General features: G+C 46.1%; 25 protein-coding genes. 5 read left to right on the forward strand and 20 right to left on the reverse strand.

Annotated elements, in window-relative coordinates; genetic code table 11:
- Positions 1-93: 93 nt before the first annotated feature.
- Genes MIC7113_RS34010 through MIC7113_RS30825 form a run of 7 tightly spaced genes read right to left on the reverse strand, consistent with a single transcriptional unit; the run spans position 94 to position 10,195 of the window.
- Positions 94-645 carry a hypothetical protein gene (locus tag MIC7113_RS34010; RefSeq protein ID WP_015186103.1) on the reverse strand — a complete coding sequence of 184 codons (552 nt, stop codon included), beginning with the start codon at positions 643-645 and terminating at the stop codon, positions 94-96.
- Entirely contained in the window at positions 645-2,495 is a 1,851-nt protein-coding gene (locus MIC7113_RS30800; RefSeq protein ID WP_015186104.1) for a hypothetical protein, read from the reverse strand. The genes MIC7113_RS34010 and MIC7113_RS30800 overlap by 1 nt, the downstream gene beginning before the upstream one ends.
- 12 nt (positions 2,496-2,507) lie before the next feature.
- Positions 2,508-3,323 carry a hypothetical protein gene (locus MIC7113_RS30805; RefSeq protein WP_015186105.1) on the reverse strand — a complete coding sequence of 272 codons (816 nt, stop codon included), beginning with the start codon at positions 3,321-3,323 and terminating at the stop codon, positions 2,508-2,510.
- Between the two features lie 48 nt (positions 3,324-3,371).
- On the reverse strand, positions 3,372-5,405 hold the full coding sequence (locus MIC7113_RS34015) for a TrbI/VirB10 family protein (RefSeq protein ID WP_015186106.1): 2,034 nt from the start codon (positions 5,403-5,405) through the stop codon (positions 3,372-3,374).
- On the reverse strand, positions 5,405-6,178 hold the full coding sequence (locus MIC7113_RS30815; protein ID WP_015186107.1) for a hypothetical protein: 774 nt from the start codon (positions 6,176-6,178) through the stop codon (positions 5,405-5,407). The genes MIC7113_RS34015 and MIC7113_RS30815 overlap by 1 nt, the downstream gene beginning before the upstream one ends.
- Before the next feature lie 9 nt (positions 6,179-6,187).
- Complete coding sequence (locus MIC7113_RS34020) at positions 6,188-7,396, reverse strand: hypothetical protein (RefSeq protein ID WP_015186108.1); 1,209 nt, start codon at positions 7,394-7,396, stop codon at positions 6,188-6,190.
- Positions 7,397-7,453: 57 nt separating this feature from the next.
- A complete protein-coding gene (locus MIC7113_RS30825) occupies positions 7,454-10,195 on the reverse strand; it encodes a hypothetical protein (protein WP_015186109.1) in 2,742 nt (913 codons plus the stop codon).
- 127 nt (positions 10,196-10,322) lie between these two features.
- Here MIC7113_RS30825 and MIC7113_RS39140 point away from each other — a divergent pair, with 127 nt between their 5' ends.
- A complete protein-coding gene (locus MIC7113_RS39140) occupies positions 10,323-10,451 on the forward strand; it encodes a hypothetical protein (RefSeq protein ID WP_315889698.1) in 129 nt (42 codons plus the stop codon).
- A gap of 130 nt (positions 10,452-10,581) precedes the next feature.
- Here MIC7113_RS39140 and MIC7113_RS38395 read toward each other — a convergent pair whose 3' ends face one another.
- On the reverse strand, positions 10,582-11,094 hold the full coding sequence (locus MIC7113_RS38395; RefSeq protein ID WP_226883731.1) for a hypothetical protein: 513 nt from the start codon (positions 11,092-11,094) through the stop codon (positions 10,582-10,584).
- Between the two features lie 234 nt (positions 11,095-11,328).
- Here MIC7113_RS38395 and MIC7113_RS37035 point away from each other — a divergent pair, with 234 nt between their 5' ends.
- Entirely contained in the window at positions 11,329-11,481 is a 153-nt protein-coding gene (locus tag MIC7113_RS37035; protein WP_155898291.1) for a hypothetical protein, read from the forward strand.
- A 12-nt stretch (positions 11,482-11,493) separates the two neighbouring features.
- Here the strand turns inward: MIC7113_RS37035 and MIC7113_RS38820 are convergent, their stop codons facing one another.
- The gene (locus tag MIC7113_RS38820) at positions 11,494-11,616 is read right to left on the reverse strand and encodes a hypothetical protein (protein WP_256374829.1); all 123 of its coding nucleotides are present in this window, start codon (positions 11,614-11,616) and stop codon (positions 11,494-11,496) included.
- 387 nt (positions 11,617-12,003) lie between these two features.
- Here MIC7113_RS38820 and MIC7113_RS30835 point away from each other — a divergent pair, with 387 nt between their 5' ends.
- Positions 12,004-12,777: a DUF4058 family protein gene (locus tag MIC7113_RS30835; RefSeq protein WP_015186112.1), complete on the forward strand. Its 774-nt coding sequence runs from the start codon at positions 12,004-12,006 to the stop codon at positions 12,775-12,777.
- Positions 12,778-12,945: 168 nt separating this feature from the next.
- Here MIC7113_RS30835 and MIC7113_RS30840 read toward each other — a convergent pair whose 3' ends face one another.
- On the reverse strand, positions 12,946-13,539 hold the full coding sequence (locus MIC7113_RS30840; protein WP_015186113.1) for a Uma2 family endonuclease: 594 nt from the start codon (positions 13,537-13,539) through the stop codon (positions 12,946-12,948).
- A gap of 172 nt (positions 13,540-13,711) precedes the next feature.
- On the opposite strand from MIC7113_RS30840, the gene MIC7113_RS30845 reads away from it, so the two are divergent.
- Positions 13,712-14,044: a DUF6883 domain-containing protein gene (locus MIC7113_RS30845; protein WP_015186114.1), complete on the forward strand. Its 333-nt coding sequence runs from the start codon at positions 13,712-13,714 to the stop codon at positions 14,042-14,044.
- The gene (locus MIC7113_RS30850; RefSeq protein WP_015186115.1) at positions 14,041-14,367 is read left to right on the forward strand and encodes a DUF4926 domain-containing protein; all 327 of its coding nucleotides are present in this window, start codon (positions 14,041-14,043) and stop codon (positions 14,365-14,367) included. Before MIC7113_RS30845 ends, MIC7113_RS30850 begins: the two co-directional genes overlap by 4 nt.
- A 152-nt stretch (positions 14,368-14,519) precedes the next feature.
- Here MIC7113_RS30850 and MIC7113_RS30855 read toward each other — a convergent pair whose 3' ends face one another.
- The 10 genes from MIC7113_RS30855 to MIC7113_RS34030 all read right to left on the reverse strand — a co-directional run bounded on the left by MIC7113_RS30855 (position 14,520) and on the right by MIC7113_RS34030 (position 20,899).
- The gene (locus MIC7113_RS30855; protein WP_015186116.1) at positions 14,520-15,419 is read right to left on the reverse strand and encodes a nucleoside triphosphate pyrophosphohydrolase family protein; all 900 of its coding nucleotides are present in this window, start codon (positions 15,417-15,419) and stop codon (positions 14,520-14,522) included.
- An 18-nt stretch (positions 15,420-15,437) separates the two neighbouring features.
- A complete protein-coding gene (locus MIC7113_RS30860; RefSeq protein ID WP_015186117.1) occupies positions 15,438-16,586 on the reverse strand; it encodes a nucleotide kinase domain-containing protein in 1,149 nt (382 codons plus the stop codon).
- A 22-nt stretch (positions 16,587-16,608) separates the two neighbouring features.
- On the reverse strand, positions 16,609-17,394 hold the full coding sequence (locus MIC7113_RS30865; protein WP_015186118.1) for a thymidylate synthase: 786 nt from the start codon (positions 17,392-17,394) through the stop codon (positions 16,609-16,611).
- Complete coding sequence (locus tag MIC7113_RS30870; protein WP_015186119.1) at positions 17,387-18,268, reverse strand: ImmA/IrrE family metallo-endopeptidase; 882 nt, start codon at positions 18,266-18,268, stop codon at positions 17,387-17,389. The genes MIC7113_RS30865 and MIC7113_RS30870 overlap by 8 nt, the downstream gene beginning before the upstream one ends.
- The gene (locus MIC7113_RS30875) at positions 18,265-18,615 is read right to left on the reverse strand and encodes a helix-turn-helix domain-containing protein (RefSeq protein WP_015186120.1); all 351 of its coding nucleotides are present in this window, start codon (positions 18,613-18,615) and stop codon (positions 18,265-18,267) included. The genes MIC7113_RS30870 and MIC7113_RS30875 overlap by 4 nt, the downstream gene beginning before the upstream one ends.
- A gap of 2 nt (positions 18,616-18,617) precedes the next feature.
- Positions 18,618-18,905 carry an acyl carrier protein gene (locus MIC7113_RS30880; protein WP_015186121.1) on the reverse strand — a complete coding sequence of 96 codons (288 nt, stop codon included), beginning with the start codon at positions 18,903-18,905 and terminating at the stop codon, positions 18,618-18,620.
- 102 nt (positions 18,906-19,007) lie between these two features.
- Entirely contained in the window at positions 19,008-19,157 is a 150-nt protein-coding gene (locus MIC7113_RS37040; RefSeq protein WP_155898292.1) for a hypothetical protein, read from the reverse strand.
- Positions 19,158-19,184: 27 nt separating this feature from the next.
- Positions 19,185-19,622, reverse strand: coding sequence for a type II toxin-antitoxin system VapC family toxin (locus tag MIC7113_RS30885; RefSeq protein ID WP_015186122.1), 438 nt, complete (start codon positions 19,620-19,622; stop codon positions 19,185-19,187).
- Positions 19,622-19,894 carry a hypothetical protein gene (locus MIC7113_RS30890; protein WP_015186123.1) on the reverse strand — a complete coding sequence of 91 codons (273 nt, stop codon included), beginning with the start codon at positions 19,892-19,894 and terminating at the stop codon, positions 19,622-19,624. The genes MIC7113_RS30885 and MIC7113_RS30890 overlap by 1 nt, the downstream gene beginning before the upstream one ends.
- A 66-nt stretch (positions 19,895-19,960) precedes the next feature.
- Positions 19,961-20,899 (reverse strand): hypothetical protein, encoded by a 939-nt coding sequence (locus MIC7113_RS34030; RefSeq protein WP_015186124.1) that lies wholly within the window; start codon positions 20,897-20,899, stop codon positions 19,961-19,963.
- Positions 20,900-20,988: the final 89 nt, after the last annotated feature.

Below are 20,988 nucleotides of genomic sequence, written 5' to 3' on the forward strand. Positions count from 1 at the left end.
CTTGAAAGTTGACGCAAAGACGTGGAGAGGCGAAGAGAGATTTTCATGAGTTTGTTCTGCACTTTAAGTTCAGATAAGCCTGTCTAGGAATCCCTACAAACTGGAAAAGGATTCATTGACCCGTTGGTATCGATTCCCTTGTTCACAGTAAAGAAGTGACGACAACTGATTAGAATTGGAAACTCGTTGACTGATTGCAAGACAAGGCTTGCTTCCTTGTTCAACATCCTTTAAGGCAATCAAAGGAATGCCTTTTGGTAGGTTCCGGTTGAGATAAAGACTCAAAACCAACTGATAACTCTCCCCTTGCTGTGCATAAACAACGTACAAACAGCCAGCCGCACCACACAATTTAGGGGTATTAAAATCAAACACATAAAGGGGGGCTTGTTGACCCAAGACCATCACTTTGACATTAGAAATGTCTAGGGGTGGGTCTTTGGAAGTTAAAGAGGAGTTGGAGGCGATCGCTCGAGCAACCAAAGCTTCTGGAACTACGCGGGTTGCACTCTGCCATTGAGCAGCCGAGGCACTACTTATCCAGAATCCTCTCAATCCCAAGACCACAACAATACTTAGCAGTACGCCAACAACAACTAAGCTAAAGGGGTGTCGAGAACGCAGTTGTTTGAAAATCTTGCTCATCACGAACATCCTAAAGAATTGAAAGTGCTTTGATAGTTAGCAGCAGCTTCCTTACCGTAGGTGTAAAGAGTGAAACGACCGAAGGCGTCAGAAACACCACCATCAGTCGCTGCTGCTGGGCCACCGAAGTGCATCTGAGCTGCACGTTCAATTAGACGAGAACCTGTAAAGGGTTGTCCCGTTGTTGGGTCTATCTGTTCAGATGCTCTATCTAACAAAGCACTAGCGTCAGCATCAAACAGAGCATTCTGATCGGCCTGGGAGAAGTAACTCAACATTTCATCAGAACTTACAGCTTTTCCAGCATCAACTTTTGCTAAAAATTGCTTTCCTCCTGGCTTGGAGAGAATTTTCTCTCGGACATCATTTCGGTAGCTCATCAACTGATACCGCCCTAATGCACGTCCTCGGTTTCCAGCGCTATCTTCAACAAAAGAGCCAATTGAGCCATACCCTCCCTCAATTTCTGAAATAGCGCTGGCATAAGCCCCCAGAGAAACGCCTTGATGGGTGGGACCACAATTACCCGGCTTGCTGGAATTAGCTGACGGTAGATGGGGATTGATTGCGTTGGGTACCCCTTCAGCACTTGCTGAAGTTTGTGTAGATTGGCTGAGGTTCGTACTGGGAGCAATCGCATCAACATTTCCCAGGAAAATTGCATCTTTCTCGTGATAACTCAACCAGGGAATCGGACCAATAAAGTAAGGCGTACAGCCTAAATCCACGAAGCCTTTACGCATACAGAACCGAAAAAATAAAGCCGTATCGACAGTTCCTTTGGGTTCTGATATATCCCAAATGACAACCTTAAAAGCATCACCAAAAGGAAGGCGTCCTGTCGGTTCCAACCCATTATTGACAGCAGCAAGAATCCCATGACCGCCTCGAACGTCTTGGGACTTTCCGCTAATCCATTGCCTACCCAAAATCTTGGCAGAACCCGCTAGTTCAGCGTGAGCGCAATCTTGCTCACAAGGGACTGTAAAACCTTCTACATCGCTACCAGAAATTGTGCGCTCACGCTGCTGTTCGGCTGACCCAAATGCAATATCAACAGTTCCCACATCAGTTCCCACAGGATTCGCTGGGGTGGGAAACTGAGAGAAAGGCACATCGCTTAAACCTGGAATTTGGTCGATATTGACAATCTGCCAATCAGAGAAAGAGCCAATTGATGTCGTATCCAGCCCTGGAATCGAAGCGAGATCGTATTTATCTAAAGGCAGCTTAGAGAATTCCAAATCACCCAAAAGCGGCGATTGCGCTAAAAGTTGACCGATAGTTTGAGCTGGGTTAACGTCAGTTGTTAGCTGACTTTGAAGCAAATCTAAAATTGGCTTGACTTCTTCAATGGGTAAATGACTTAGAGTTGGGATAGCTTTAACCAAGCTGCCGAGAGTTTGATAAGCCATTACTCCAAACTCTTGTAAGCTCGTTCTATTCAAATTTAAACCAGTAGAAGAAGCATGATTGATGGTAGATAGAGAAAAATCTTGCAACTTAAACCCATCTTGGAAGTCTCCCAACATCAGGAAATCCGCAGGCTTTTGTCCTGCCGACCAATTTCGAGAGGGGTCGTACCCCAACTGGTTGACCACATCATTAGGAACGGTGAGAGAACCGCTTTCTGCAATGGCAGGAAGATTACTAAAAGTAATCTGATTCCAATCCGGTAACGGAGTATTTTGCCAAGTTGTTGTAGGAATGGGACTTGGCGGTTGGGTGGAAGCGACAGCTTTTAAACCTGTGAATCCATCAATTGTCAAGGGTAATCCAAAAAGGAAAATTGACAAAAGAAAACCCGTGACCGCCCAATAAAGACGACGGCTAAACTTATGAAGAAACATGGTTGTCAAAAATTATTTCGTGTGAGCTGAAGTTCTAGCTGGAACGAGAACTGGATTGCTCGTTCTTCCCAATTGTGCCAATCGCTCAACTAAGTTTAGGGATATGCCCGATGTTGAGGCGGCTGATTCAATCGGTTCGCCCGCTTGTACCCTTGCTAAAAAGTTCCGAATTCGTGTTTCGAGGGGCTGACCAGTACGAATCAAACCTCTTTGCATTGCCACAGCTAGCCCACGACTAAAAACTGAATAGTTTGAGATAGAATCGACAATCGAGCTGTATTTGGTATTACTAGGAGTAGAAACTGAAACTGGGGTAACTTCAATCGTGTGGTATTGAGGTGTTCCCGATGCCAGTGCCACTCGAAACAAATACACGCGCTGCCCAGAAGTCCCGGAAGTAATTGCTGTTAACAATGTGCTAGTGGTCTTGGGCAAACCTGGAATGTTCAATGGGTTGATGCCCCGTAGGTGCAATACTCTCGCCCCATTCGGCTGACATGGCTTACCTTGACTGCCTAAGCCGGATAAACAGCCATCTACATCCAAAGTGGCAAAGGAAGGGTTATCCAACCAAACTTTTTCCACAATCTCTCCAGTTGGAATAAAACTGATGTTGACTCCATATCCAGAAGACAATTCAATCAGTGGTGGTGAGGAACCCGATTGACCCGTTGCTTGTAATATTGAGACACGTCGTACCGAATTGGAGATTGTATTAGCCGACGCGGGCAATCCAAACGGCAGTCCCGACCCACTATTGCAGTAACTTAATCCTGTTAGACAAAGGGTCGATGCGATAGAAAGTGCAAATCTTGAAAAAGTCCTCATAACTCAAAACTCACGGATTCAGATTCAGTGTTGATGTAAAGAAAGCACTTACATTTCAAACGAGCGATTAACAAAAACCTGTACGTCTTCACCTGCACGCACATACCAAACATTGGGGCGAGACATAATCTCTTGAATTGCTTTGTCGTTCCGCTGCAATATCTGTTGGGTGAGCGGTCCAAATCCACCGTCTAAAATCGCTCCCAGTAGGTTGGGGCGGCGATTGCTCGTTGTTGTAGAAGAACTAAACCCACCGCTTGATGAATTAATCGACTGTTGAACATCAGGCTGATTGAGTACTTCCCCTACTTTGGAGAGCGACCCGAACAAGAATGCCGTCACATCACGAGAAGCGATCGCACTTCCCTTCTTCCCCCATTTGTCAGCCATTAAGGGTTGACCATCTGACCCCCGAATACTGATGGCTCCAGGCGGCAACACGTACTCTTGACCATCAACGATCGCCTGCGTTGCTTCAAGTTGAGTTAGTCCCGATTCGCCTACATTAATGATTCGAGCAACAATTTGAGTGCCTTGTGGCAACATGACAGAACCCTGAGGGTCAGTTAGCGGTTCATTGAGCTGAACGATAAACTTTTCTTGAGCTGACGAAGCCGCCGAATTAGACGCAGAACCAGCCGACGCTCTTGCTCCCGCCCAAATAACGGGTGTCAATAGCTCTCCAGAAGCCATTTCACCAACTTGCAAGTAGCGCACTGGCACACCACTCAGCACGCTGGACTCCTCAGCAGGATTAATCTGATCTGTGGGTGTAGAAGCAATCTGATTCCCAGTTGCATTCGGTAGTAGAGGCTGATGCGGAGAGTTGGCTGTTAGCACAGGGGAACGAAGTCCGGGCATCTCTGCGTCTCCATGTCCCCGCATCCTCGTGTCATCTCCATCGGCTGGTTGTGACGACACCCCCCGAGGAAGCTCTGAAGAACCAAAAACTGTTTCTTTGTCATCAAGACTGCCATCGCGTGGAATTTGCATTTTAGAAGCCGCCGCTACGGGGAGCGGTACAGTCGTAGGAGTAACAACAGCTCCCGCAGTCGATGACATGACTGGAATGGCACGAGGGGTTGTTACAAACGGTTCTTCCGTCTGAGTAGGGATAGATGTAGTCCTTGAGTCAGCAATTTGAGAGGCGTCTTCACCAACTGGGTTGGTGCCATAACTTCCAATCTGTGAGAGAGCCACCCACTGCTGCATGGGATCTGGAGTCGGTTTCGGTTGTGAGGGCAAAGCGGATGGTGATGGTTCTTCGACGGCTTTTCGAGCAGGTTGAGTCGATTGAGTTGGTTGAGTGGGTCGAGCCAGTTGAGTTGGTTGAACTGGACGAGAAGGTGGTGCGTATTCTCGCTGCACCACAGGACGAGGGGAATAGAAGGGGGGCGGTGTAGAAGAGCGCTGCACTACAGGACGAGGAGGATATGAAGGTGGTGGAGTAGAGGAACCTGGCTTAGTAGAACTTTCTTGAGTCGAAGGAGAAGGATTTGCATCCTTATTAACTTTCGACACACTGGTTTGAGGAGTTTTCGGACTTTTGGCGCGGTCTAAATCCTGAATTTGAGCCGCCTGAGAGCCAAGAGCCACCTGTGTTTTGAGGTTGCCCACTTCGGTATCTGGGGTGGGAGGAATAGTGGGAGTGGGTTGAGGAGAAGGTGAGTTAGCGATCGCCGGTGCTTTTCTACTGGCACTGCTCGTTACGCTCTGCAAAAACAGCCCTCCCCCACCAAACAGCACGAGCATCACCAAACCAACCGCCGCCGCTTTAGGAAAAGGACTTGTTGAAAATTTCGGTTGAGTTTTTCCCTCAATTGGGTCGTCAAATAATTCAGCTTGAGAGATTGCATTCGACTCCAAAACTGAGTCGGCTAGGTCTGATTCTGGAATAGTTTCTAGCGGAATTTCCGGGCTATCATCAAAATCCACTAAGCTAGCCAATTTCTCATCAGTCCACTCCCAATCCTCATCAGCACCTTCAATTATTTGGGACACCGACTCTTCGTTACTGTTAAACACAGTATCGGCGTGACCCTTTCCATTAATTCTGTATTCGTTCCAATCTTGTTGGTTCATCACAAATTCTCCGCTTGCAAATCTCTAATGGCATAAATTTCCAACCCGCTAGAGCGAGCTTGATAAATTACAGAAGCAATTCCACCTGACTTACCTGGAAACTCTGGAGGCTCAACAGATTGCACAAAAATTTCCTTGTTAAAGGGGATAACTTGACCCAAGTTATTTCCCTTATCAAACGCCAATAAATTCGCCACCATCTTGACTTTCCATTTCCCTTCAGCAATCTTTTGAGGAGTCTGAACTTCTAAGGGAACGAGAGCTACCTGAGTTGTTCCTTGAAATACTCCGGGTGGCGTGAGTTCAGCCAGTTTTGTCAAAAACTCCTTGCGGAAGTCTTCACTCAAAGCAAACCCAGCTTGCCACGCAGCCGTCGCTACCTTCCTTCTACTGGTAATCGCTACTCCTGGATCGGGTACGGGCTTGGTTGCCTCTTCAATAGTGGTTGGGGGCTTAGTTCCCGACCAATTCATCATGAGCGTCATCGTGTCTAGGGTAAATTTTTTCACCACCTCTGGTGTTCGCTCCTTATTCCCCAAAGGAGCTACGGTAGTAGCTTTTCCTGTCTCTAGCTGAACGAGAGAAGGAGGAGCTTTTTTTGACAACTTAGAATAAGCTCCATATTGCAGAACCAACACTAAAAATGTGAGTAAGTGCAGTCCTAGAGTGCCAACGACAAACAGACCCATTGCATCATTTTTCGAGAACTTTGTCGGCTGTCGCTCAAGAAATCGCAAGCGCTTTTGAGAAGCACCATCCGCTTTTGTAGTCATAGTAACTGTTTAAAAGAATTTATCTGGACGAGGGAGGAAACGACTTAACCCCCCTAAACCGGAAGTGGCAATATTGGATAAACTGCTAAAAATAGCCATTCCTCCACCTGCTGCTAAAGCCATTGCCAAAATTGGAGAAAGTAAGCCCACTGCAAACGCAATAATTGTGGAATCGACACTTCCGGCATTAACAATAAGGCTTGCTACTAACCCAGCAATAATGTTGAAGCAAAGCTTGACCATTCCCACCGAGAAGAATCCTGTTAACCAAGCAAAAATTGCTTTCTGTCCCACAGGAAGAAGCGAACCGCCTACAGCTAGCGGTCCTAAAAGTGCAGTGAGTAGAAGAGATACTTCTACAAGCCACTGAAAAGCAATTCCAAAAGCAATCAGCCAGCCTCTAGCTGCCGCTGCAAAAATGGTTGAAATCGTGTTTTGAAATTGCTGACCAATATTGAAAGGGTCGTTGCTCTGCTGCCCATTATTAAGTTGTCCTGATTGCTGTGCCGCCTGATTGATACAATCTTGTTGCTGTTGAGGGTCAGCAATGTTTGCACACTGGCTTCTCAGGGCATTGATGGCTGTCTGTTCACCCACCTGCCCTACAACCTGTTGATAGGCTTCTTGCAGTTGCAAGTCACCCACTTGAGCCGTTAAGATACCCTGATTGACTTGATTGATGATGTCTCTTAATTGAAGGGTGCAAGCGGATAAAACTTGAGCGGCTTGGGCTTGTTGTCCGACTAAATCGACAGAACCTTGAGTGGCAGAAGCTTGCTGCTGAATTCGCTCTTGACCTGATTGTGAGAGTGTCGAGTCAACAGCGGCTCTAGTAATCTGACGATCGACTTCATTTGTGGCTAACTCCGTTTGATTTACTAAACTGCCACTGGATGACGCAACTTTTTCAACCTGTTTACGCGAGGCAATAGGGTCAGGCAATCCTACAGCTCCCATGACTTGGCTGATTGCTGAATCTAAGTCACTGCCTAAACTTTCTGACAGCGGTTGAAGTTTGCTCGAAAGAATTTGATTGAGATAACCGCCCCAAGAATTGAGTTGATTATTTAGTTGCTCAAATAGCTGATTCAAAGCGTTGGTGTTACCTGCAATGCTGTTGAGAATTTGTGCTTGTCCTGGAGTCGGAATCGCTCCTAGTAAAGCAACGGCGATAACACTACTGAAAAAAATTGGCTTGATTTTGTGATTGAATTTCATTGATTTTATTCACGAGATGTATCGAAATTGGATTAGACAATAGGAACCAATGACTAATCAACTTGCTCGAATACTGGCTACCAATTCTTTAGAAAAATCGGTGAGCGCAGCCAACTTATCCTGACTTGGATGGCGCTGTAAAGCCGCAGTTCGAGCCGCTTGCTCTTGCGGGTTGTTTGCCACCGCTGCCAGCAAGTTGTAGCCGGGATAGAACCGTGCATAGGTGTAGATACCGTTGTCATCCAACAACCATTGAGAGTAGATACCCTCTTTTTTAGGAAAGAAACTTTCTGTTGCATTTCGACCAATAATCTCTTTGGGATACTTCAAAATCTGAACAAAGCTATCAACGGCTGTTGGTTGAATGCGACCAATAAGGCGAGTGGTGAGGTTTTGAAAAATCTTGGCGCTACTGGGAGATTTGGCAATTGTGTCGGGGTCTTGGGCGCTTAAAATTACCCTCACACCGCTCTTAGCACCGTTAGCGCAGAGTCTTCCAACCAAAGCGGCGACGCTATCGAACTCGAACAAAATCGGGCTTTCATCTATGAAAAAGATTGAGGCTGGAGCAGCTAAAGCTCTTCTCAAAGCTGCTGAATATGCACTAAGAGAAAGAATCGCAGCATCTTCGTCGTTGCTCAGATTTCTCAGTGCAAAAACCAGTAATTTCGCATCGCTTCTAAATGTAGAAGGCATTGAAATCGCTTTACCGACTCGTGAGGAAAGCCAGAAGCGCAGGCGTAATTTAATTTGCTCTAATCCCGCTCTGATGTCTCCTGAAATTGCATCAAGACGCAATCGTTCCATTGAGCAAAATGAGAGAAAATCAACTAGAGTGGGCATGGCTGACCATTCTGGAGAACCTAGCCCGTGAGTGAAGGCTGCCGCATAGCGATCGCGAATTTGCAAGTCACCAAAGAAAGCATCGAGAGCCAGTGCTAAAATTGAGCGGACTGTATCAGCAAGAGTTCTTTCACTAGCGGATGTCGAGCCACGTTTAGAGCCGATTACCATTGCCATCAAAGCGTCGGAGAGAAAATCTTTGTAATCTTCAAACCGCTCTTGTTGTAACTTAGGATTGAGAGAGCGCAAGTCAGGAAGCTCGAACAAGTTTGAACTTTCCTTGCCGATGTCAAAGTACGCCCCGTCCTTACCTAGAAAGTTGGTGTAGTCCGTGAAGGTAGAAGAACCATCGGGTTTGGGATAGTCCATCGCTACCACTGGCATCCCACGAGCTAGTGCATGAGTTAAAATGCCTGCTGCTGTTACACTCTTGCCACTTCGAGTCGTGCCGAACAATCCCAAGTTCTTGTGAGTTCGGAATAAGTCCAGAAAGACTGGCGTACCCCCTTCTTCAGCAATCAACTCAAACCCACTGTCGTCACCTGAGCGAGTTCGCACTAAAGGCATCAGTCCGGGTGCTTCACCACTGAGATAGGTTTGCCGCCGGTTGAAGGGAGTTGTCAGTAAGCGTTCCCAGGTAATTGGAAAGGTTTGCAACCAGATTTTCCAGGGATACTCAGTTTCGCGCAGCACCCAAGCAGGACGCAAAAAACACGACTGAATATAGCGACAAGCTTCATCCAATAGAGAGCGATTTTTGCGGTAAACCAGGAACACAACCGCCATATGAACGGGAACTGCCCCCTCGTACAATTCCTCTTGAGCTGCAATTGTTTTTTTGATGTTGAGCAGGGATTTGACATCAATTGAGTTTTTTTCACTGGCTAGCTGCGATGAAGTATTTGCCTGCTTGGTAAGACGCTGCATATTGGTCTTCACCAGTCCTTCATTTGCCCGCATTAGCTGACAGTAAATCTCGGTATCATAGACACGCTCGCGAGCCATTACATCCCACAGGTAGCGCATCTGGGATTCCTTCCCAACCCATCCTCCTGGTTTGTCAACGAACGTTAGCGCCCCGATATATTTGCGCTTGGTATTAACCCACTTTCGGTCTGTCATGGGTACAGAGTACTCAGATTCAATCAGTAATGTTGTAGGATGAACTTCTGAGTGGACTTCCTCTCTCAAACCTTCATCATCTAAAACTAAAAGTTGAGGAATTGACCGAGGCGGAGTATCGTTGAAACGCTTCCAGAGGGTTGCCCAAAGTTCTTCAGCGGTTAAGGGGCGAATATCCAAACCCATTTTGTTAGAAAGCAACTGCTCCCAATTCTCGTAGCCATCAGTGAAAGACGCATAAAGAAGTTGCTCGATACGGGTATGCTGAACTTCATGAATTTCACCCGTGAACGATTTCCACACTCTCTCAAGTCGTGCCAAAAACTTTTCAATGACATCCGCTGTTCCTTGAGTATCTGGTTCCACTGTATAGGTGGCATAGAGGTGGAGAAACTTGGGCTTTCGTACCCCTTTTCGCGTCAGTTCCCTTACTCTTGCGCGTTCGCCCCATAAGAGGTAACGCAGTTCATCAGATGGAGCATCTTCAGCAAGCTTTGAGAAGGCTTCTTGACGCTGGGTATCGTCAGTAAAGGACCCCAAATGAATCGTGAGACGCTCGTTATTGGGTAAGTCTTTTAAACCCGCTTCTAAGGCATCAAATACTGGGTCAATTTCATCAGAGCGTAAGGTTGAATGAATTCCTTTACACTCGAAGCCAAATTGAACCATGAAGCTATTGAGTCCTTTTTGCAAAACATAAGCTCCAATGTTGCGTTCAGAAAGTCCAATCCGAAGCATTGAGGCAAGATGAAAGGCGTTTTCAATAGGACTGTAGCGAATTTTCTGTTCTCCGTTATCGACAGTACGTTTGCCGATTTTTTGTGCAGGTTTCATTGGGAATCACCCTCTTCTTTTTTGCTGCTGATTACTCCTTATAGACAGCCTTTTGTGTGATGTAGGGGTAGGACTGCTAGTATTGAGAATTTGGGAGTATCTTGCGTAACCTCTTGTAAAAGTCGGAGTGGAAACTAACTTAGAAAGGAATCGCCAAGCTTTACTGCCAGTCAGTACCCACCAGGTTGACATTCCCCAAGCGGCGACAATTCCAGTCCACAACCACGACAAGCCCAAAACACTTTTACAGATGTAGTAAGAGGTTAAACAGATGGCAGTCCAAGGTATTACTTGGTCAGCGGGAAAGGGACCGACTTTGGGTGCAGTTCCGAGACTGGAATTAACAGGTCGAAACTTCTTAGAGCTGTTTGGATTAAAGTCAGACATTAAGCCGCACCACCGCCACCAGTAATCAGACCCGCTAAGATGTCTCCCAGCGTGACAGTAATCAGAATGATGAGGGGAGTACGAGCCAGAGTTTGCCAGTCTTCATCGTTACGAGCTGCTGCAATTACACGCACTAAGGAGATGGCAAGATAGAGGACAAAAATTGCTCTTAGGGTATTAAAAACAAGAGCGTAGATATCAGCGCCGCCTCCTCCTCCGTTAATTGGAAAGCTGCTACGCATCCAGCCTTCAGTTTGAGTAAAAAATTGAGCTGCTGCTGGAGCCGATGCGTAATCTAACAGATATACGGTTCCAACCAAAGAAAGAATGAGGGGTGCAATATTTAATTTGTGTTTAGTTTCCCAACGATGGATTGCTCCAAAGCAACGTGTTGCTTCTTTTGGACAAAAAACACAAGCTGTTCCGACAAGGGTTAGAAGACATCCAATAAAACTGGTAAATCGCTGCGCCACAATTAGGTCTACAAATAAGGCAGCGCTAGCGCTCAACATTAAAACACTTAAGGGGAGTCGCTTCAGCAATAGGAACTTACTTAAACTTTGACAGGGCAAAGTTTTCAAGTAGGAGCTTTTAACAACCATGACGTTGAAGGCAAGTAAAGAAATTTAGTTCATTTACTTGATAACCAATTTGAAAAACTCTCCCCCTCCATCATGGGTTGAAAAAAATATGCATCTACATTTGGATAGATAACAAGCGATGCTCCAACCGAAGGCTTATGCCTTTTGGGAAGTATTGATTCAAATATTGCAATTTCCGGCGCTGCTGTCACCTGTGAGCAGCTCTTTGGTGTGATTATGCGATCGCCCTACAGCTATCAAGGGCATCCTACAGCAGGAGTTGCCGCCGCGTCACATGGTGAGCAGAGTGTGTCGTAGCGTCGCGCACTGTCAGAAGCGATCTCTGCGATCGCTTCCCAACGATACCACGACTGAGAAAGTTAATTGACGATATCTGGCTTTTAGCGATCGCTCAGCCGTCTGAGCAGTTCCCTCATTTTGAGGGATTTGCATTTTCCTGCACTGGTGAACGCCTATTCTTTTCACGGCTTCTTCTTTGAACGGTATCGGGAGCCTTTTGCAAACGCTTAGCGGAAAGGCTGGTTAATACCAACTCCGGGTTGACTACCCCCTTTATCAAGAAGGATAATCTGCTTTGAGGCGATCGCCATTGCTTTGAGGCAGACCAGCCAGCAACAGCGCTACACGCGATTGCCGCAGAGATTAATTCAGCCCCTGTAGGCAAATTTTGGAAGGTTAAAGGCAGTAGCGATCTGCCGTAGGCGGCAGCGCTTCGCTATCGCACCTAGCGCAGTGCAACTATGCAATCGCCAACCTCGTCGCTGCCCTCGCAAAACCGATACGATGAGGAATAAGTCTCTCACTGACTGAACTTGTCCTATGCGTTCGCCATTTCCGGGAATGAACCCCTATCTGGAAAATCCTGAGCTGTGGTCAGCGGTGCATAACCGTTTGATTGTAGCGATGGCAGATGACTTGGTGGAGCGTCTCAGCGAGAACTATCGAGTCGAAATTGAAAAGCGGACTTACTTTAGTAACGATGAGAGCGTTTTAGTTGGCATTCCTGATGTTGCGGTGCTAACTGGCAAAACGGCAGAACCGACATCATCTGTTGCTACTGTGTCATTACCCGTTCAACCCGAGCAGGTGACAGTTCCAGTTGCCGAAGAAGTGAACGAGCGGTATCTGGAAATTCGAGACGTGGCGACTGGCACTGTTGTTACCGTCATTGAGCTTTTGTCTCCCAAAAATAAGCGCTCTGGGGAAGGGCGACTGGCTTATGAACGCAAACGAAATCGAGTTTTAGCCAGTGCGACTCATCTGGTGGAAATCGATTTGTTGCGAGGTGGCAAACCTTTTCCGATTAGAAGTGAAAACTTGGGGGATTATCGCATTCTAATTTGTCGAGGCGATCGGCGACCGACGGGGGAATTATATGCGTTTGGCTTGCGACAACCCATTCCCCCCGTGCCGATTCCGCTAATGTTGGGTGAAGAGGAGCCAATTTTAGAGTTACAACCGTTGCTCGATCGCGTTTACGAAAAAGGGCGGTATTATTTGGCAATTGATTACAAAAAGCCGCCACAACCGCCACTTTCTGAGGAAGATACTCGGTGGGCAGAAACGTTATTGAAAGGGCGATTGCAAGGCTAAGACGGCAGCTCAAGGTGATCGGGGTCGAGGAAAGTCAGGATACAGACTAACTTCAGATCCAACTGATTGCATCGCTTATATTTGAACGCAACTTCGTATTAGCTGCCAATGGGAACCGAATTTCAAAGAACGGGTAGTCATACCACCATCGGTATAAGTACTTGTTTCTCAAGGATTCAAGATGGGAGTTAGATCGAGAACAAACCCAGGCAATACGTCTTCGCCAGAAAGAGTAGGTGGTTGGTCAAAGGAGAAGTTAATCGTTTCTACAGCCTGATTGGGTCGGTAGATTTCAACTAAGGGTGTTTGAGGGTCAATCAGCCAGCCCAAGCGTGCTCCGTTAGCTTGGTACTCTTGCATTTTTGCTCGTAGATCTTTTAAGGAATCCGTTTCAGAACGGAGTTCGATTACAAAGTCTGGACAGAGGGGAGGGAAGCGCTTTCTATCCTGAGCGGGTAAGGCGTCCCATCGTTCTAGTATCACCCAGGAAGCATCGGGGGAACGCTTGGCACCATTGGGTAATCGGAATTCAGTGGAGGAGTCGAAGACTTTTCCCAACTGGGTTTGCTCATTCCAATTGTAAAGTTTAGCTGTCAAACCAGCGTTGCTAATGCCGCTTTCGCCACCCGTTGGGGGCATAATTATCAGTTCTCCTTGAGCCGTTAGCTCCAACCGCCATTCTTGATTAGCCACACACAGTTGATAAAACTGCTCGTCTGTCAGACCTACAGCAGGGGGTACATTCAGAGTCAGAGTTTCCATCGGTAATGCGATCGCAAACTGGGTTAATTTTATTATGAGCGAATCGTATTTCCTGCACGCTATTGTATTGGGCGATCGCTACCAAAACCCTTATCATCTCGAACAGTTGAGGATCAGCATCCAAAGTAAAATGTAGTTAACAACCCCTACCCCCAATTCACGCCATGAATTAATGGTCTTCTTACCAGAGGATGCAATAATCGCAGAAGAAAAGCTAACCAACTACTTGCTTGTGCCGTTGCCGAAAGATGATAAATCGCAATTTCTTGCTAGAGCTGGGTACACAGTGGATAATTGGCAGCAACTTGAACAAGATCTACGTACTCAAGTCTTAACCCAACCTGCCGAACAAATTGAAGTTAATCGCTATGGTGAGAAGTATGCTATTCGTGCGTGTCTGCGAGGGATAAATGGGGTTGAACTCAATATCTTGACCATTTGGATGGTTGCAAACGGTACAACTAAATTTGTCACCCTAGTGCCAGACAAAGGAGCTAATCAATGAAGATACAGCACTCCCTATTTTCCCAAGTTGCCCTAGTTCAGGATTTACCAGAACACAATCTGACGCGGGGAGATATTGCGACAATTGTGGAACATTACCCCATGCCGGAAGGGGAAGAGGATGGGTACAGTCTGGAAGGGTTTGATGTGCCTCAGGTGACGCTCGAAGTTGCCGCCTCGCAAATCATCCCAATCTCTCAGTGGCAGCAGGAAGAAATGATTTTACGCAAGTTACGCCAGCTATCAAAATCGAGGCGGCTGCAATTGGAAGACTATCTAGATTTTCTCTTGCAAAAAGAGAACACAGAGAATGTGAGTGTTTAAGAATTGCGATCGCAAACTGGGTTAATTTTATTATGAGCGAATCGTATTTCCTCCACGCTGTTGTATTGGGCGATCGCAAAAAAGACGCATTCTACAAGCGATCACTATTGGTTCAACGCCAGAAAAACCAGCTCTGTAGGTCACTACTCCTACTATGTAGGGCAGCATGATACTTGATATGTTAGGGAACGTGCATCAAGATCAACAACGACTGTTCCTCCTCGATTTTTATCTACCTGCCGCCATACTTCATACCCTATAAGAATTGCTTTCTCCCAATCTCCCAGTGAACACTGAGCAACTTCTAAGTAGGAGGTCATATTCTTTATAGTTCTGAGTAGTTGGTAATCAAGTGTGGAAACTCCTTCCAAGAAAGAATGATCCTTGGCATAGCTGAAAATGAGTGCTGATATACCTTCCTCAATTGCCTTGGCTCGACCGCCGTCTTCAACCTCATCTACTTTAGGATTACTTTTGCGTTTACGGCTACCCAGTAGTTGACGGACAACCGGAGACCAACCCAAAACTGCCGCATAGGACAGATGGAAAACGTCGTGAAAGCGGTAGCCATCGCTTAAGTAGGAGTTATCGGTGAGGTCATCCCCAATCTTTTTTCCGTCGATGAATGCCTTCATCTTCACCGAACTATCTTGACTTACCTCAGCAATCTCTACCACAAACTGCCGTGGTAAACGTTCGTGTTCTGGAAAGTCCCTATCAAACATATATCCTATGGCTTTAACACCTGTTTGTACAGAATTTCTCCATCCCCAGCGGTCAAGACACTTTTTAAGATTACCTTCTGCAATTTCTTCCAAATCAAGCTCAAACTTGCTTGCTACGTTGGCAATATACCAAAGCAAATCACCCAATTCTTCTGCAATACCGTCTTTGAAGAGTTTATGAGCATCTCCGTCACGGAGAAATTTTTTATACTCTGTAAGGAGTGTACCTGCTTCACCCACCAAACCAAGCAGGGGTACGATTACTTTATTCTCGTCGGGAATCTGATCAGTCTTCAATGCTTGCTCTTGATACTCGCGGAAATTCATAGTCTACCCCTTGAGATTCTATTTCGAGTTGGAGTTTGTAGCGTTTTGGGCTGTTCTGTATTGTTTAATAGCCTCGTTAATTCCCCACTTGGGAGGAAACCAGTAATCAATTGGTTGTCTGTTAGCTGAATATTTTTGCTTTATGCGAGTTCGACCTGATACTCCGGAAATTTCCGGGTGTTTCATCCGGGCATACTTATCGACCTCGCAAAAGAGATTTTGGCAGTCAATTAACTGCAACGGGCGTCCAAAGAGAGACTGAAAATCAAGACCTAAACGCTCAAACTCAGATTCTTGGTTTTCTGCCATCAGCTTAATGATTTCTGGCTCATTAAGACCACCCAGATCGGCAAAACATTTCCGAATACCATCAAGCGCACCTGGTCCAGGAACCACAAAACTCATTTCACTAAAGTTCGTGAGTTTGCTGTAATTAACATCCGTAATGAACTGATATGCAAGGAAGTCACCGATAGTGGGGTATTCACGCAAAAGGTCAAATCCTCGATGCATATTTGGCGCATCAGTAAGCTTCTTGGGCAGTTCATCGGCCATCATCTTCTCAATCAACTTGAGATGAGTCTGGTGCTTTCTTGTATGTCTAAGTCCTTTTCCTCCTGACGGCATGATGTATGCTGCTGAATAGATACGTTGACCTTGTTCTATCGCTTCGGTAAGAATTTCGTCGTAGCGCTTAAAAGAATATTCAGCGTAGATAATCTTACCAAGTTTACTTTCCAAAAGCCGCCAAGTTTCGATCTTGTTGAAAATCTTAAACAGAATGATTCTGAAAAACACTTCATCCGAAGTGGTCGGGAGATCTTCGCGGTAGATAACCTGACGGATCAGATATTGGCTTGTGCGATCTGATGCACGATAAGCATTAGTAAATTTGAAGGTAGAAAGAATTGGATCTTCAGTCCAAGGCATCGGTTCTCGGCACAACTTTTTGAAAAAGATGTTCTGCCTTTCTGCTGCGAAACGCCAGTAGGTATCAAATACAATAGTAGGCTTGGCAGGCAGAAGGTGAGAGTATGCAGCAACATCTATGCTTTGAGAGCTTTTGGGTGTACTATAGTCGCCAAAGTTAAGACTTAGTTGTTCGTCAAGAGATGTATCTTTTTGAGTAATTTTAAATTTTCCTCTCGGTGGTTGTTTTGTTGGCATTATACGTTCCATCCATTGCTTGTTAGTCTGTCCTTGAGGGTATCACTTTTCGACATACTTTTATGACTGGGGCGAGAGTCTCTGAACTCTTGGTGATGTTATCCAGCTTGGCTACACCAATAAAGCAGTTCATCCGGCTAAATTTTAGATCCATTTCGTGAGCCATAAAGTTCCCTAGTCTGCACAGTCCTAAGTAGTTCCCATAAGCTTTATTAAAGACCTGCTGAGTAGCATAAAAAGCATTCATCGTAAGGTTATTTTTATGTGGGACAAAGCTTATATGTTGTAGACAAGGAAAAGGAAGTTGAGCGCTACCCACATGGTCTCTCCCAGGATCGAAAATTGATGCCTGAAACATCGATCTCCTAACGGCTGGACGATCCTTATACTTAGAAATAATGTATTCAAGTTGGTTACCATCATTTGGACCAGAGCCGAAGGCAATAAGTCTTTCAAAGTAAATGCCACGTTTATTCTTATTTAGTTCTACGGCTTTTATTCTGGGGAAAATCTTGAGATATCGCTCAAATAACTCCTTTCGTCCGTCTTTAGAATGTCTCCAGAGAGAATGAGGAAAAATCGTATTCGCAACAGTATCTATTGTTTGCTCACCTTCGGCAGCAAGACAATTGTCAAGCGACTGTCGAATATCCGTATCCTCATTTGGTATGCCATCATTAAAACCTGTGATGCTCACCACAAGAGGGGAAATTTCCTTACCTGGATTATCAATAATGTGCAAAAATGCTTTTGCCCAAGCATGGGAAAGGTTGTTTTCATCAATCAAAAGAGGTGAACTGTTACTCATCTTCCACCTCTTCAAGATGCCGATATTGACTTAGACCAATAAACTGATACCGCGAGACACGAACAAAGACAGCCCATCCGGTGTCACGGCAATAAACCCTCACAATACCGGGACGGTTAGCTTTAAAAAGTTGTCCCTTCGGGTGATTTTCTTCAAGGGTGATAGTATCATTTACAGCTTGTGCACCTGTTGGAAGCAAAAGGAGACTTCCAACTTCGGCATCAATTGTTGGCATTAACCAGTGTGCATCGGCGATAGTCAACGGGTCAGTCGATGGACGCCCAAGCACCTTTTCACGAATAGTTTTGGGCTTTGTTTTGAGAAGCGTACTAGCCCTTGAAGAGGAGATCATCTTAAGAGCATAAGCCATGTGAGTAATTAGCGTTTCGTACCCAACGCCGAAATTACAGGCAATTGTAAAAATCTGCTCTGGCGTTGCCGAAGCCGCATCCCATCCACGCGAAACGAATGCTTTCCGCACGCATAAAATTGGCATGAGCAAAAATCCAGCAAAGGAGTTAGCTAAAAACTCCTCTGGCTCAAAAGCCTGAGAGCTTTCTGCTTCTCCTAGCAGTTCATCGATAGTCGAACCATGTCCAAAGACATGATGACCAAGTTCGTGAGCACAGGTAAAGATGCGTCTGGGGAGAGGACGTAATGCGGAAAGTAAAATTACCGACTCGGCTTCTCGGAGATAGATCCCCTCCATACTGATGTCAACAAACTTGACTCTCACATTGAGCTTGTCGCACAAGCCATAAATACAGAGTGGGCTTTTGTTGTCAAAACCTGTTTTTCTCCGCACCTCGATTGCTTTCTGCTGGGCTTGTTGTGCCAAAACCTGTCTCTGATTTCTCAAAGTCTGATTCCTCAAAGTACTTCTCCTCCTCTACGCATTGAGGCAAGTATTGTTAAAAGTCGATCAAGGTCATCTGGTTTAAGCTTTCGGAGTTCTCTCGCGGCAAGCTGAATCTTGTCGTCATGGATATCAAGCTTGTCTGCACCCTCCCCAAGCAACCATGACACACTTACGTCATAAATTTCGGCAAGCTTCGTGATCTCATCAGCAGAAACCTTTCTATTCCCAGCTTCCGCTTCCGTAATTGAAGGGCGATGAAGACCAAGCATCTTAGCTACCTGAGCTTGGGAAAGCCCCGCCATCTTGCGAGCTTCACGCAAGCGGGCTGCAATAATTGACCTCTTCTCTTCTGTGTAACTCATACCTAAGTCTCTCCTCTGTTGACAATCTCACAGACTACAGCAACAGACTCCTCAATGGTGAGCCATCGCTTGCCATCCTTTGAGAGAAATATGTTGTTATTGTTGGGAATCTCTACATCTAGTCTGTCGGCTAGCATACCAATCGCTTCAATACATAGGAGGCTATCAAACCCTTCAAGGTCAGTCATGGGACAAGTTGTTCCTGTTATTTGGGTGGCTTGGTACCCACTATCGCTTTGGATCTCCTGGAATACTTCAATCAGCTTGACTTCCACATCCTCTGGACTCATGGCACAGTCTCTATTCTTACTGATGGTAAGAATATCTTACCAAAATAGACAAGAGTTGCCAAGCTCAGTCAAGCACGGATTCGGAACTGAGTTGACTTGGAGTTACTCAAAGATGTCTGACCGACTGGTTGCTGCCACACCCTCTCGCAACTGTTCAACCTCATCTAACAGCCGCGCGATCGCTCCCCCTAACGTTACTGCCTCAGTTTCCAACCTATACTTGGAAAGTCGCTCCCAAGTATCAGGAGTCACGTACACCAAGTAATTACAGCCAAATTATCAATCCGTCTCTAGCGTTTCCCCATCAACGACTACCAACCCTACCCCGCAGCGAGTTGCCGCTTCTGCCAACCGGGTATCAAGTGTTGCGAGAGGCAATGCCAATCGTAGTGCTAACTCTAAATATGCCGCATCATAAGCAGCTATTCCTTCTTGTCGTCCTAATACCAGAGTTGACGAGAGTGCGTTGCTATCCGTAGCTTCATCAACGTGAATTAGCAGCGACTGTAACAAAGCAATAGCTAGTTCAGATTGCTCAGTCGTCATGCGGTTACGTCGTTCTGCAACCAGTAAAGTATTAGCAACTTCTAGCGACCAAATTCCCGGCACAAAAGCTTCACAATCCGGCATCATTGCAAGTAGTGCATTGGCATAATCGTCATTTTCATCTACTAAACACCAACTAATTGCTACAGAACAATCCAAGACAAACTGCATTAAAACCTGCGCCCCTCTTCAATCATTTCGCGGATTGAATTTTTATCCAATGCCACTTCTTGCCGCAGTTGTCGCATTCTAGCAATTGCTTCAGTAATTGATTTTTTAGTAGTAAGCTTTCCCCAAGTATTATACCGAGGTTGAGTTTCCTCCGATGATAACGGCTGTACAACTACCACCACCTCAACAGAAGTATCTTTAAAATCAGTGGGCATTTGGAGAAGCAATATCCCATCTGTCCCGATATGCGATCGCATCTTCTTTATTTCCATGTCAGACTCCAGAAACCTTACCTCAACAATTCTCTTCAGTTCTTAATTTATATCGAATTCACCGAATCACTTTGCGCCTGGTTCCGCCCCACGTTTTCGCAACTGTTCAACCTCATCTAACAACCGCGCGATCGCTCCCCCCAACGTTGCCGACTCAGTTTCCAACATATACTGGGAAAGCCGCTCCCAAGTATCAGGAGTCACGCGCACCAAATAATCACAGCCAACCCCACTCGTGTAACTAACACCCTCTTCCCGACTCAGCGATCGTTTGCCCTTCACTCTTGACTGACGGCTTCCAATAATTCGAGACTTCATAATCGCTTTAGCTTCGTCCGGTTCCCGCCTTGCCACCTCAGCCAGTTCCAAAGTATCCCTTTTCGTCAATTTGGCATCGCGGCTGAGGATATACCGTCGAGTCTCCTCCCCTAACATTTCGATCAGAGCGTCCACTGCCAGCGCGAATTTAGCATCCCGCTCAATAGTGGCACGACTCACCTTTAACTCACTCGCCAATCGCTCAGCCGTTTGAGCAGTTCCCTCATTTTGAGGGATTTGCATTTTCCTGTACTGATTGGCACCCATTCCCCCTCGCGGCTTCTTCTGTTGCAGATACCGCAGACCCCTCAAATAGCTTAAAGCTTCTTTAGTCAGGTTGCGCCTGCTCAGTTGATTGTTGATAATCCAGTTCCGCGCCGCCTCCCAGTCAGGTAGTTCAATCTCAACCGTCTGGAAATCAATGCCATGCTGACAGCAAATTTCCCAACGGTTGTGTCCATCGAGCAAGATGTCATGTCCTGCCCAGACTACCAAAGGGTCTCGGCATCCTTCTTTGATCAGGTTAGTTTCCAACTGCCGCCGCTCATCAGTTGAGAGAGGTGGAATCAGATTCTTGAACTCAGGATCGATCTGAAGGCTGCGAGGGGATACTGGACTCGTGGTAAGAACAGAGCCTTCCTGGGAAATTTTGACTCCAGAACGTCTATCATCAAGGTTCAGATTCATCGCTCCTCAAACCCAGCATCTCTGGGGTTAGTAGAAAGCTGTTAAACGCAGTTGGCTACCCTCGCCGTCACTTCTTTGACTAGCAGCAC

The organism is Allocoleopsis franciscana PCC 7113 (assembly GCF_000317515.1).
Taxonomy (GTDB): Bacteria; Cyanobacteriota; Cyanobacteriia; order Cyanobacteriales; family Coleofasciculaceae; genus Allocoleopsis; species Allocoleopsis franciscana.

What these genes read in the sequence shown, in the direction of transcription:
- MIC7113_RS34010 (WP_015186103.1), bottom strand. Translation starts at nt 645, where the DNA reads ATGAGCAAGATTTTCAAACAACTGCGTTCTCGACACCCCTTTAGCTTA.
- MIC7113_RS30800 (WP_015186104.1), bottom strand. Translation starts at nt 2,495, where the DNA reads ATGTTTCTTCATAAGTTTAGCCGTCGTCTTTATTGGGCGGTCACGGGT.
- MIC7113_RS30805 (WP_015186105.1), bottom strand. Translation starts at nt 3,323, where the DNA reads ATGAGGACTTTTTCAAGATTTGCACTTTCTATCGCATCGACCCTTTGT.
- MIC7113_RS34015 (WP_015186106.1), bottom strand. Translation starts at nt 5,405, where the DNA reads ATGAACCAACAAGATTGGAACGAATACAGAATTAATGGAAAGGGTCAC.
- MIC7113_RS30815 (WP_015186107.1), bottom strand. Translation starts at nt 6,178, where the DNA reads ATGACTACAAAAGCGGATGGTGCTTCTCAAAAGCGCTTGCGATTTCTT.
- MIC7113_RS34020 (WP_015186108.1), bottom strand. Translation starts at nt 7,396, where the DNA reads ATGAAATTCAATCACAAAATCAAGCCAATTTTTTTCAGTAGTGTTATC.
- MIC7113_RS30825 (WP_015186109.1), bottom strand. Translation starts at nt 10,195, where the DNA reads ATGAAACCTGCACAAAAAATCGGCAAACGTACTGTCGATAACGGAGAA.
- MIC7113_RS38395 (WP_226883731.1), bottom strand. Translation starts at nt 11,094, where the DNA reads ATGTTGAGCGCTAGCGCTGCCTTATTTGTAGACCTAATTGTGGCGCAG.
- MIC7113_RS38820 (WP_256374829.1), bottom strand. Translation starts at nt 11,616, where the DNA reads ATGCAAATCCCTCAAAATGAGGGAACTGCTCAGACGGCTGAGCGATCG.
- MIC7113_RS30835 (WP_015186112.1), top strand. Translation starts at nt 12,004, where the DNA reads ATGCGTTCGCCATTTCCGGGAATGAACCCCTATCTGGAAAATCCTGAG.
- MIC7113_RS30840 (WP_015186113.1), bottom strand. Translation starts at nt 13,539, where the DNA reads ATGGAAACTCTGACTCTGAATGTACCCCCTGCTGTAGGTCTGACAGAC.
- MIC7113_RS30845 (WP_015186114.1), top strand. Translation starts at nt 13,712, where the DNA reads ATGGTCTTCTTACCAGAGGATGCAATAATCGCAGAAGAAAAGCTAACC.
- MIC7113_RS30850 (WP_015186115.1), top strand. Translation starts at nt 14,041, where the DNA reads ATGAAGATACAGCACTCCCTATTTTCCCAAGTTGCCCTAGTTCAGGAT.
- MIC7113_RS30855 (WP_015186116.1), bottom strand. Translation starts at nt 15,419, where the DNA reads ATGAATTTCCGCGAGTATCAAGAGCAAGCATTGAAGACTGATCAGATT.
- MIC7113_RS30860 (WP_015186117.1), bottom strand. Translation starts at nt 16,586, where the DNA reads ATGCCAACAAAACAACCACCGAGAGGAAAATTTAAAATTACTCAAAAA.
- MIC7113_RS30865 (WP_015186118.1), bottom strand. Translation starts at nt 17,394, where the DNA reads ATGAGTAACAGTTCACCTCTTTTGATTGATGAAAACAACCTTTCCCAT.
- MIC7113_RS30875 (WP_015186120.1), bottom strand. Translation starts at nt 18,615, where the DNA reads ATGAGTTACACAGAAGAGAAGAGGTCAATTATTGCAGCCCGCTTGCGT.
- MIC7113_RS30880 (WP_015186121.1), bottom strand. Translation starts at nt 18,905, where the DNA reads ATGAGTCCAGAGGATGTGGAAGTCAAGCTGATTGAAGTATTCCAGGAG.
- MIC7113_RS30885 (WP_015186122.1), bottom strand. Translation starts at nt 19,622, where the DNA reads ATGCAGTTTGTCTTGGATTGTTCTGTAGCAATTAGTTGGTGTTTAGTA.
- MIC7113_RS30890 (WP_015186123.1), bottom strand. Translation starts at nt 19,894, where the DNA reads ATGGAAATAAAGAAGATGCGATCGCATATCGGGACAGATGGGATATTG.
- MIC7113_RS34030 (WP_015186124.1), bottom strand. Translation starts at nt 20,899, where the DNA reads ATGAATCTGAACCTTGATGATAGACGTTCTGGAGTCAAAATTTCCCAG.